Raw genomic sequence first — 11803 nt, 5'->3', positions numbered from 1 at the left:
ATCAAGTTTGGAAACAATAATATTTTGAATTAACCTTTTAAATCAACCAGATATGATACTTGCTTTTATTGGTGTTTTTGAACTTATCTTTATTCTGCTTTTAGGACTTTTATTACCAGTTTTTGCATTGATTAGTATTCTTCGGAATGATTTTGACGGGAACGATAAAATCGTTTGGGTTTTGATTGTTCTTTTCCTTCCCTTATTAGGATCAATTTTATACTTCTTGATGGGACGTTCTAAGAGAAGACTAAAGAGTTAATCTGATTTTTATTCTTTGCAAACTTAGACTTTCAATACCCCTCGGAATCCCCTTGCGGCATAATATGAATCTGCTCCGTTGTGATAAACAAAGACTGTGTTGTATCGACGATCACAAAAGAGTGCTCCGCCAAGATTTCTAATATCAGGTGGAGTGATTATCCAACTCGATGTTTTTGTGTCGAAGTTTCCAACTTGCTGTAATGCCCGATATTGTTCTTCCGATAAAATCTTAATGCCCATGTCGGCAGCCATATCCAATGCGTTGTTTTCGGGTTTAAATTTCTTTCTTGATTCCAGCGCTTCCCGATCGTAACAGACACTTCTGCGATCTAATGGACTTTCGGCTGAACAGTCAACGAAAATGTATTCACCTGTTTTTTCGTCATAACCAACAACATCAGGTTCACCACCGGTTCTTTCCATTTCAAGTAGTGACCACAATTTTTTCGCTGCATATTCTGGATTCAGTTTTTCTTGAATGCTAGACCATTCAATGCTTTGATGACGATTCATGTTTTTCTCAAAACGATTTTTTAATATCCTAATGAGCTCTTCAATCTGTTCTGGGTTTAACTCTTTATTTTTTGCCATAGCCAAAATTTGTTGTTTGGATGTGAATACAACGTTTTTGAATGGCCACTTGTTTTTACATAGAATGAATTCCAAATGGTTAGAACGAATGCAAGTGTAGCTATCTTTTTTAGGTATTTATTATTCTGAAATTTTCCTAAAATACTGTTCCCCCGGAAATACTTCCATTTCATCGCTTCCGGGTTTCTGGCAATAGAGACGGACGAATTGTCCGTATTTGCTATTGAAATATTTCACAGTAATTGGATAAAACCCCGCTTGAAGTTCAATTTGGGCAGGTTTGTTTTTAGTGTAAAACAGCCCATCATTGTCAATTACCAATTCGTTACCAATGTACAATCCGGAGCCACAGCTACTGCTTAATTCGAACAAGTAAGTTCCATGTTCTTTTATCTGCATGTATCCCTCGAAAATCCATCCTTTCAGGTCTTTCATGGTGTTGTGAGGAACGACCAGCCAATTGGCTTTTTGAGTTAATAGAGGCTCACCTTTTATTTCTTTGAAAGTTTTAAATGGGCCGTCGTAATAAGTTAGATCCAAGCCGGGTTGAGGCCTTTTGAGTGACGTGGTTTTGTAGTTTCGATGTTTTAAGATGGTCGAAACGGTGGCACTTTTAACTCCGTTGGATAAAAAGGTTGCCGCTTTTAGGTTCACATCTGAGTCCAGGAAGACTTGAAATGGCAAATTATATCTCTCTGATTCCAAATTTGGTTCGGTTCCATCCAATGTGTAGCGAATATCTGCAGAAGGAACGGAGTTCTTTAATTTAATAATCGCATAGTTGTCGTTGTAAATTTGAATTGGGAATAATCCTTGAGGAGTTGGAACGCGATAGTTAAAATTGTTTTTAGAAAGCCGTAAATAATGAGCGTCCATTCGACTGAGGAAATCCTTGTAATTCTTGACTTCCGGATTGGTCCATTGAACCTCTGAGAGTGCACATAGTCGTGGGAAAAGCATGTATTCCACTTTGTCTTCAGTAGCAATATACTCCGTCCATAAATTTGCTTGTGTGCCTAAAATATATTTTTGTTTTTCCGGTACAAGATCTTTTGGAATTGGATTATACCCATAAACTTTTTCAAGATCGGTTAGTCCTGCAATTGCTAACGGTTCGGTGGTTTCAGACGATTGATAAAAGTCAAAATAGCACCATCCTGTTGGTGTCATAACGACTTCGTGTCTCATATTGGCTGCTTCGATTCCGCCTTTTTCGCCTCTCCAAGACATGACTGCAGCTCCTTCAGCCAATCCTCCTTCCAAAATTTCGTCCCATCCAATCAGCTTTTTATCTTTCGAACTAAGAAAATGTTCGATACGTTGAATAAAATAGCTTTGCAATTCATGCTCGTTTTTAAGCCCTTCATCTGCTATTCTTTTTTGGCAAACTTGACAAGATTCCCAACTTTTTTTTGGGCATTCATCACCTCCAATATGGATATATTTTCCTGGGAATAATTCAATTACCTCGGATAATACATCTTCCATAAACCCGAATGTTGATTCTTTTCCGGCACAAAAAACATTATTGGATACGCCCCAAACTTTCATTACATCCAGATTCTGGTTAAAACATCCCAATTCCGGGTAGGCAGCAATAGCGGCTTGTGCATGCCCCGGCATTTCAATCTCAGGAACGATGGTTATATGCCTGGATTGTGCATAGGCAACAACCTCTTTAATTTGTTCCTGCGTGTAAAAACCACCATGTTTAACACCATCAAACTGATCGGGGAAATCGGCCATGTGTCCAACTTTGGTTTCATTTCGCCATGCTCCAATTTCAGTCAGGCGCGGATATTTTTTGATTTCGATCCTCCAACCTTGATCGTCTGTTAAATGCCAGTGGAAAACATTTATTTTGTGCATCGCTGCCATGTCGATTACTTTTTTCACATAATCAACCGGATAAAAATGACGACAAACATCTAAATGCAGGCCTCTCCATGGAAATCGGGGCTCATCTTTTATTTCCACAATTGGAATGGGGATATCATCTTGAATATTGACCGGAATTAGCTGAAGGAATGATTGAATGGCATAAAAAAGACCATCTCGAGTAGCAGCTTCCAGTTCAAATTTGTCATTTGAAGAATGAATTTGATAGCCTTCCAGTAATTGAATCCCCGTGTTTAGCTTTAGTAATATTGTGTTTCCAGATTGCATTTGTTTGGAAACAGGTATTTCCAATCCGGTTTGTTGTTTGATGCTTTTTGCCAGGTAATTAGCTTCAGAAGCGACTTCGGGTCTGGTTGCGATAATGCTTACCTGGTTATTTAATTTGAACTTGCCGGACTTAACTACCAATGATTGTGGTTTTGGAACAATGCTAACAGTTTTTGGTTCTTGTTTTGCGGCACATGAAGTAAATAATCCGATTGAAAGTGCAAGTAAAAGTAGTCTGTATTTTTTCATGCTATGTGAGGTTTTCCAATATAGTTAGCGATGCTAAGGTAGGTTTTATTCACAATAAATTAAATTGATAATCATCAAATAATTCAAATAGAAGTATTTAATTTGTAGTACCGTAACCACAAACCACTATTCATGATTAAAAAATTACTTTCAGCTTTAATTCTTCTTTTTGTAGTTCAGTTGGGAGTATTTTCCCAAAACCGACAGGAAATTAGTATTCCGGATATTCCTGGTTTTTTCACGATGAAATGTGATTTTCATATGCATACTGTTTTTTCTGACGGTAATGTTTGGCCAACCTTTCGGGTGCAGGAAGCATGGCAACATGGCTTGGATGCAATTTCCATCACCGATCATATTGAATATCTTCCACACTCACAAGATATTGATGCCGATCATAATCGTTCATTTGAGATTGCAAAGCCGTTGGCGGATCAATTAGGAATAATTCTTATTCAAGGTTCTGAGATAACCAGAAAAATGCCACCTGGACATTTAAATGCCTTATTTATTAAAAATGCCAATTTATTGGAGCGGGAAGATTGGTGGGAAGCTTGCTTGGAAGCGAAAGAGCAGGGAGCATTTGTTTTTTGGAACCATCCTGGCTGGAAAGCCCAGCAACCAGATACCACTCTTTGGTGGAAAGAACACACCCGTTTGTTAGAAGCTGGAATTATGAATGGCATTGAAGTTTTTAATCACCATGATTTTTATCCTGAAGCTTTGACTTGGGCAAAGGAGAGAAATTTGACAGTGATGGCTAACTCCGATGTGCATGGGACAATAGATATGAATTTCGAAAGTTTCAGACCAGTAACCTTGGTATTTACAAATGAGCGATCGGCGAAGGGAATTCGTCAGGCATTGGAAGAAAGAAGGACTGTTGCCTATTTTGATGGTCAGTTAGCGGGAGATAGGAAGTTTTTGTCGCCAATATTCTTCAACTCTATTAAGATTGCGAATAAGGCTATAGGGTTGAAAAATCATGAGGTAAAAAGGATATGGGTGCATAATAATTCTGATATTTCCTATAAATTAAAGCAAAGGCAGCCATCAATTGGGTTCTCTTGTCCATCTGATATTACATTAGGTGCTCACCAAACTGTACTGCTCGAGCTTACGGGCACATCAGATCAGGTTATAAATATGGGGGTTCTGAAAATGTATTACGAAGTTGAGAATTTGCAATTGCTTTCAGGAGAAAATCTTCCAATTGTATTAGAGGTGGCAAATAAATAAAAAAAGAAGCGGTGGTCTCTCCACCGCTCCACTCTAAACAAACAACTAAAATTACCTTGAGAACTTTGCATCCATTCAACCAATCAACCCTACTAAGTCCTAAAACAAATTTGAATGCAAAGTGTATGTTAAATACGTTTGAGGGGCTTAAATTGTTTCAATATTTAATAAGTTTTAACAGTTTTTGTGCTAGATAAATTTAGTACAATGGGTTAGCATGTTGTTATTTGTGCATTCTTTTGGTCTTGTCTGCTGGCTGTTTTTTAGGCCTTATGCTGTATTTATTGTCAAGTTGATTGTGTAGTTGTATTTTTCTAATGATTGAATAATCATATAATCATGAGATCTTGTTAGTGTGTCCAAAACGGAATATTAATTGACTTTCATATGACAATAAGCTATCTTTTTTAGATAAATATAAATTCAGATCATATGGAAAACTATCAAAATCTAATTGACAAAGCTTATGAGCTTATACTGGTTTATGGGCCCAAAGTGGTACTGGCCATTCTTGTTCTAATTATTGGTCTTTGGATCATCAATCGATTTACCCGGGTGTTGCGAAAAATGATGCAAGGCCGGAATGTAACTGTTTCATTGATTGGTTTCGTAACCAGCTTAGCAAATATTGGTTTTAAAACTCTACTCCTTATTAGCGTGGCTGGAATGATTGGCATTCAAACAACCTCCTTTATTGCCATACTTGGTGCTGCTGGTTTGGCTATTGGTCTGGCGTTACAAGGAACATTGGCAAATTTTGCAGGGGGAGTTATGATTTTAGCCTTTAAGCCGTATAAAGTAGGAGATGTTATTCAGGCACAAGGCCATCTTGGTGTCGTGAAGGAGATTCATATTTTCGTAACCGTCCTTTTGTCGCCCGAAAGTAAAACGATTATTATTCCGAATGGCGCAATTTCCAATGGAGATATTACCAATTTTACAACTGAAGGAAAAATACGAGTTGATCTGACATTCGGTATTTCTTACGATTCAAGCATTAAAGAGGCAAAAAATGTTTTGATGAAAGTCTTGAAAGATCATCCTAAAGTTTTAGAAGAACCGGCCCCTTTTATCGGGGTAAGCGGACTGGGTGATAGTTCGGTAAATCTGGCTGTTCGCCCATATGCTGTTCCAACTGATTACTGGGCAGTTTACTTTGATATATACGAAAATGGAAAAATTGCTTTAGATGAAGCTGGCATTACCATTCCATTCCCACAAGTGGATGTTCACATGGATAAATAGAAGGTTAATAAAATAACTTTTTTCCAGTATTGGTAAATTTATATTTGGTCATTCAAATAAAATTTCATTTTTTTACAGTTCGAAGTTCAAACGATAATGAAATAAATACAATATGGCTTCCGTGGTGGGGTCTTCTTTTACGAGAAGTTAATAGCCATATTGGTATTTTTAAAATATTGACAGATGAATAGAATTATGAATACATCTTGGTGGTGGCGCAAAAACTTTTCACAATACCGTGGAGAGGCGTAGCTTTCATTGCATTTGTAATTCAAAAAAGCGGCTTATCGGACACGGTAAGCCGCTTTTTTTATAGAAACTTAAAATAAAAAAACATATATGGAACCTATTCACTTTAAAACAACGGTCAGGAAGCTTTTAGCCGACATGGTGACCCCGGTAAGCGTATACCTGCGCGTTCGGTCAATGTATCAAAAGTCAATCTTGCTGGAAAGCTCTGATTACAGAGGAGAGGAAAATGCCCTTTCCATTATTTGCTTTAATCCAATTGCACATTTTGAGGTGATGGATGATACAGTATCCATCAAAATGCCGGAAAGTAAGAAAGAGGAAATACCGGTTACGAAAGAAAATAATGTAGAGAACCAATTAAACTCTTTTCTTAATTCATTTAAAACAGATGAAAATAAAGAGCTTCCGGTTAATGGAATCTTTGGTTACATTAGTTATGATGCGGTAAAGTATTTCGAGAAAATCGAGATAACTGCTGAAAAGAAAGATGGGTACAAAATTCCTGAAATTCAATATGCTTTTTATAAATACACTATTGCTATTGATCATCATACGAACGAAATGTTTTTGATTGAGAATTTGTTGGATGGTGAAAGTTCTCAATTGGATCACATAGAGCATTTGTTGGTCAATCTAAATTTCATGACTTCGAAGTTTGAGCTGGAAGGCGATGAAACTTCGAATATTACCAATGAGCAGTACATGGAGATGGTGACTCGCGGCAAGGAGCATTGCTATCGAGGAGATGTCTTCCAGATTGTGTTGAGCCGTCAGTTTTCGCAATCATACAAAGGCGATGATTTTAATGTCTACAGAGCGTTGAGGCAGATAAATCCATCGCCTTACTTATTTTATTTTGACTATGGCGATTTCCGTATCATGGGTTCCAGTCCCGAAGCAGAGTTGCGTATAAAAGAAGGACGGGCAATTATTCACCCTATTGCCGGAACCTTTAAGCGCACTGGGAATGATGAAGAGGATCGTAAATTAGCCGAAAAACTTTGCGAAGATCCAAAGGAGAATGCGGAACACGTGATGCTGGTTGATCTGGCAAGAAATGACCTTAGCAGAAATGCGGATGATGTGAAAGTTGACATTTACCGTGAGGTGCAATATTATTCTCACGTAATTCACCTGGTGTCCGAAGTGTCTGGACGATTGCCGGAAAATACAAATGTGGTCAGTGTATTGGGGGATTCTTTTCCTGCCGGAACTTTATCCGGAGCTCCGAAACACCGAGCCATGCAGTTGATTGATCATTACGAGAACCAGCGTCGTGGTTATTATGGTGGTTGCATTGGTTATCTTGGATTTGATGGTACATTAAACCATGCCATTATGATTCGCTCTTTCCTCAGTAAAGCTGATTTTTTATATTACCAGGCTGGAGCAGGCGTTGTTGCGGACTCGAAAGAAGCAAGCGAGCTGCAGGAAGTCAATAATAAATTGGGTGCGTTAAAAAAGGCCATCGAAATGGCAAAAGATATTTAATTCAGAAAACATGAAGATAGTAGTTATAGACAATTACGATTCATTCACCTACAATCTGGTGCATGCAATCAAAAAGATTTCGGGCTTGCCGGTTGATGTGATCCGAAATGATGAACTGGAATTAAAGGATTTAGAGAAATACGATAAGATAGTGCTTTCACCTGGACCTGGAATTCCTGAAGAAGCCGGATTACTATTAGACATTATTAAAGAGTATTCTCCAAAGAAAAGCATGTTAGGTGTTTGCCTGGGACATCAGGCAATTGGAGAAGCTTTTGGCGGTACGTTGCACAATATGAACCGTGTGCTGCATGGTATTGCAACGCCAGTGACGCTTACTAAAAACAAATCGGTTTTGTTTGAAAATTTACCAGAAACTTTTGATGTTGGGCGCTACCATTCATGGATTGTTCAAGATGAAAAATTACCGAATTGCTTCGAAGTTACCAGCTATGATAACAATGGGATGATTATGTCGATGAGGCACAAGGAATTTGATGTTCAAGGGGTTCAGTTTCATCCGGAATCGGTGTTAACACCTCTTGGTGAGAAAATGATTGAGAACTGGCTGAAAAGCTAGAATACAGATAATGAAAAGTCTAAAATAAGACCAAATGAAAGAAACGTTAGATTATTTATTTGCTGGAAATAGCTTAACCAAAGAGGAAGCTTGTTCTGTATTAACTAAGATTGGCGAGGGACAATACTCTGAATTAGAGATTGCATCTTTTCTAACTGTCTTCCGAATGCGCCCAATTAAAGCCGAAGAGTTAGCCGGATTTAGACAAGCCTTGCTGGATTTGTGTATTTCCGTTGATTTTTCAGAATACAACGCCATTGATGTTGTAGGTACTGGTGGAGATGGAAAAAATACATTTAATATTTCAACCGCAAGTTGCTTTGTGATTGCCGGTGCTGGTTACAAAGTGACCAAGCATGGTAATTATGGATTGTCTTCTGTAAGTGGAGCTTCAAATATGTTTGAATATTTTGGCTATCAGTTTAGCAACAACATTGAAAAGCTTAGGAAAGAAGTTGAGGAAACTGGAATTTGCTTTTTCCATGCACCCCTTTTTCATCCGGCTATGAGGCATGTAGGGCCTGTTCGTCGGGCACTGAAAGTACGCACGTTATTTAATATGATGGGACCAATTATTAACCCATCTTCACCAAAAAATCAATTGGTTGGGGTGTCAGATCTGACGATTATGGATTTGTATTATCAGGTATTCAAGCAAGGTGACCAGAATTTTATGATTGTGCATAGCCTGGATGGTTATGATGAGGTTTCGCTAACAAACGATACGAAAATAGTCTCAAATTCGGGAGAGAAGCTGATTTCGTCAGCCGACTTTGGATTTAAGAATTTGAAACAAGAAGAACTTTCTGGTGGTAAGTCCGTGGAAGATGCAGCAAGAATCTTCAAAGGTACTTTAGAAGGTACCGGAACCGATGCGCAGAAAAATGTGGTTATTGCGAATGCTGCATTGGGAATCAAATGTATGTTCCCTGAAAGATCACTTAGCGATTGTGTTTCGGAAGCGACTGAGGCTTTGGAAAGTAAAAAAGCTTTTGGGGTTTTCAATAAGTTAATGAATTTGAAATAAGGTAGCGGTTTCAAGTTTTAAAAAAAAAGAAAATGTCTGTCAATGACAATTTACGACTAAAAGTGACAATTTTAAGATGACAATATTAGACGAAATAAATGCAAATAAACGCAGGGAGGTTGCGGATGCGAAAGAAAAGATCAGTATTGATGATTTAAAGAAATCTCCATTTTTCAATCGGGAGTGTAATTCATTAAAGACTGCATTAAAAGCAGATGGCGCAAGCGGGATTATTGCAGAATTTAAAACAAAGTCGCCATCGAAAGGCGTTATCAATGAATTGGCTGAAGTGACAGAAGTGACCTCTGCTTACGTTGCTGCCGGAGTCTGTGGACTTTCTGTTTTAACCGATCACAATTATTTTGGAGGTTCGTTTGAAAATCTGGCCAAAGCGAGACTTACAAATCCTCAAACACCGATTTTACGTAAAGACTTTATGTTGGATCCTTACCAGGTTTATGAGGCAAAAGCACATGGAGCTGACTTGATATTATTGATAGCAGCCAGTCTTAGTAAAGAGGAAATGCAAAAACTAACTGACGTTGCAAAGGAATTGGGCATGGAAGTGTTGGTGGAAGTTCATACTGAAGAAGAAATTGATAAATTGAACCCGCTGGTTGACTTGGTTGGTGTAAATAACCGCAATCTAAAAACGTTTGAAGTTGATGTGGAAACTTCGGTTCGTTTAGGCAAATTATTGTCTGAATCGATGGTGCGGATTTCAGAAAGTGGCTTGTCTTCCATCGAGAACATTCATTATTTGCGAACTGCTGGATTTGAAGGATTTTTGATGGGTGAGAATTTTATGAAGACGGAAAATCCGGGACAAGCATGTGCCGACTTTATAAAAGCTTTGTAAAAACAGAGATGAAAAAGGAACTTAAAATAAAGGTTTGTGGCATGAGAGACCCTGAGAATATTCAGGGGGTTTTAAAAGCTTTACCAGATTTTCTGGGGTATATTTTTTATCCAAAATCAAAGCGATTTATTGGAAATCAGCCAGACGCTGTCATATTTGATACTGTTCCGCGATCAACACAAAAAGTTGGTGTTTTCGTAAACGAAGATATCAAACAGGTTATTTCTCTGTGTCGGGAATATAATCTCCAGGTTGCACAGCTTCATGGTAATGAATCGCCTGAATATTGTCAGGATGTGAGCAATGAAAAAATCACGGTATTCAAGGCATTCTCATTAAATGAGGAATTTGACTTTTCTGTGCTTCCAAGTTATTCGAAATGTGTAGATTATTTTCTTTTTGACACAAAGGGAAAATTGCCCGGAGGTACTGGTTTGAAATTCAACTGGGAGATTTTGGATCAATATCAATTAGAAGTTCCATTTTTTCTAAGTGGCGGAATTGGTCCCGATGATGTTACGGCAATTAAAAAACTAAATCATTCTCAGCTTTTTGGGTTGGATATAAATAGTGGCTTTGAAGTTGAGCCAGCACTCAAAGATGTAGAGGCAGTGCGAAAATTTATTCAGGAAATAAGAAATTAAAAAAGATAATATGAGCTATCAGGTTAATAAAAAAGGCTATTATGGCGAATTTGGAGGAGCATTTATCCCCGAGATGATGCATCCCAATATCGAAGAATTACAACAGGAATATATGAAGATTATCAATTCATATAACTTCAGACAAGATTTTATTGATCTTCTGAAACACTATGTAGGGCGGCCTTCTCCATTGTATTTTGCCAAACGGCTTTCTGAAATTTATCAGACGAATATTTTTCTGAAAAGGGAAGATTTGAATCATACTGGTTCGCATAAAATAAATAATACCATCGGCCAGATCCTGTTGGCAAAGTCATTGGGCAAAAAGCGAATTATTGCAGAAACCGGTGCTGGTCAGCACGGAGTTGCAACGGCTACCGTTTGTGCACTGATGGGGATAAAGTGTATTGTTTATATGGGGGCATTGGATGTTCAGCGTCAGGCTCCAAATGTGAAAAAGATGCGAATGTTGGGTGCAGAGGTTATTCCTGCTGTGTCTGGAAACCAAACACTTAAAGACGCTACAAATGAGGCAATGAGGGATTGGATTAATAATCCGGTAGACACTCATTATATCATTGGGTCGGTTGTTGGTCCGCACCCATATCCGGATATGGTAGCACGGTTTCAGGCAGTGATTAGTGAAGAGATAAAATGGCAGTTGGATGAGCAGCGCGGGAGGGAATTGCCTGATCGGGTGATTGCCTGCGTTGGTGGTGGTAGTAATGCCGCAGGAGCCTTTTATCATTTTCTGGATTCGGAGGATGTGGAGCTGATTGGCGTAGAGGCTGCCGGAAAAGGAGTTGATACCAATGAAAGTGCTGCTACACTTACTCTTGGCAAACCCGGTGTTTTGCATAGTGCAAAGTCGGTGGTGATGCAAACAGAAGACGGTCAGATTATTGAACCGTATTCAATTTCGGCGGGGCTTGATTATCCGGGAATTGGACCGATGCATGCAAATTTGTTTGCAACAAAGCGAGCGAAATACCTGTGGGCAACGGATGATGAGGTATTGGAAGCTGCTCTTCAGCTAACTCAGTTGGAGGGGATTATTCCAGCACTTGAATCAGCACATGCTTTGGCTGCTCTCAAAAAAATAGATATGAAGCCAGAGGAAATTACAATTGTTAATCTTTCAGGTCGGGGAGATAAAGACATGGAAACTTATTTAAATCACTTTGGATATTAAATTC

General features: G+C 38.5%; 11 protein-coding genes. 9 read left to right on the top strand and 2 right to left on the bottom strand.

Translation table 11 applies throughout. From position 1 onward, the window contains the following. The first annotated feature begins 52 nt into the window (after positions 1-52). Positions 53-262, top strand: a complete 210-nt coding sequence (locus ACUNWD_RS11295) for a PLD nuclease N-terminal domain-containing protein (RefSeq protein WP_445587914.1) — start codon at positions 53-55, stop codon at positions 260-262. Between the two features lie 23 nt (positions 263-285). On the opposite strand, the gene ACUNWD_RS11290 is transcribed toward ACUNWD_RS11295, so the two are convergent. Together ACUNWD_RS11290 and ACUNWD_RS11285 are read right to left on the bottom strand one after the other, a co-directional pair. Continuing rightward, on the bottom strand, positions 286-855 hold the full coding sequence (locus tag ACUNWD_RS11290) for a DUF4256 domain-containing protein (protein ID WP_445587913.1): 570 nt from the start codon (positions 853-855) through the stop codon (positions 286-288). A 120-nt stretch (positions 856-975) separates the two neighbouring features. Then, on the bottom strand, positions 976-3270 hold the full coding sequence (locus ACUNWD_RS11285; protein WP_445587912.1) for a family 20 glycosylhydrolase: 2295 nt from the start codon (positions 3268-3270) through the stop codon (positions 976-978). A gap of 132 nt (positions 3271-3402) precedes the next feature. Here ACUNWD_RS11285 and ACUNWD_RS11280 point away from each other — a divergent pair, with 132 nt between their 5' ends. The 8 genes from ACUNWD_RS11280 to trpB all read left to right on the top strand — a co-directional run bounded on the left by ACUNWD_RS11280 (position 3403) and on the right by trpB (position 11799). Beyond that, entirely contained in the window at positions 3403-4509 is a 1107-nt protein-coding gene (locus tag ACUNWD_RS11280; protein ID WP_445587911.1) for an Sb-PDE family phosphodiesterase, read from the top strand. Between the two features lie 432 nt (positions 4510-4941). Next, positions 4942-5754, top strand: coding sequence for a mechanosensitive ion channel family protein (locus ACUNWD_RS11275; RefSeq protein ID WP_445587910.1), 813 nt, complete (start codon positions 4942-4944; stop codon positions 5752-5754). Positions 5755-6093: 339 nt separating this feature from the next. Next, positions 6094-7497 (top strand): anthranilate synthase component I family protein, encoded by a 1404-nt coding sequence (locus tag ACUNWD_RS11270; RefSeq protein ID WP_445587909.1) that lies wholly within the window; start codon positions 6094-6096, stop codon positions 7495-7497. Between the two features lie 10 nt (positions 7498-7507). Further along, positions 7508-8077, top strand: coding sequence for an anthranilate synthase component II (locus ACUNWD_RS11265; RefSeq protein WP_445587908.1), 570 nt, complete (start codon positions 7508-7510; stop codon positions 8075-8077). 34 nt (positions 8078-8111) lie between these two features. Beyond that, entirely contained in the window at positions 8112-9104 is a 993-nt protein-coding gene (gene trpD / locus ACUNWD_RS11260; protein WP_445587907.1) for an anthranilate phosphoribosyltransferase, read from the top strand. A 76-nt stretch (positions 9105-9180) separates the two neighbouring features. Next, on the top strand, positions 9181-9963 hold the full coding sequence (trpC, locus tag ACUNWD_RS11255) for an indole-3-glycerol phosphate synthase TrpC (RefSeq protein ID WP_445587906.1): 783 nt from the start codon (positions 9181-9183) through the stop codon (positions 9961-9963). Between the two features lie 8 nt (positions 9964-9971). Then, positions 9972-10607 (top strand): phosphoribosylanthranilate isomerase, encoded by a 636-nt coding sequence (locus ACUNWD_RS11250; RefSeq protein WP_445587905.1) that lies wholly within the window; start codon positions 9972-9974, stop codon positions 10605-10607. A 10-nt stretch (positions 10608-10617) separates the two neighbouring features. Continuing rightward, the gene (trpB, locus tag ACUNWD_RS11245; RefSeq protein ID WP_445587904.1) at positions 10618-11799 is read left to right on the top strand and encodes a tryptophan synthase subunit beta; all 1182 of its coding nucleotides are present in this window, start codon (positions 10618-10620) and stop codon (positions 11797-11799) included. The last annotated feature ends 4 nt before the right edge of the window (positions 11800-11803 follow it).

This window comes from Sunxiuqinia sp. A32 (assembly GCF_052690465.1).
This window is presented reverse-complemented; position numbering and strand designations above follow the sequence as displayed.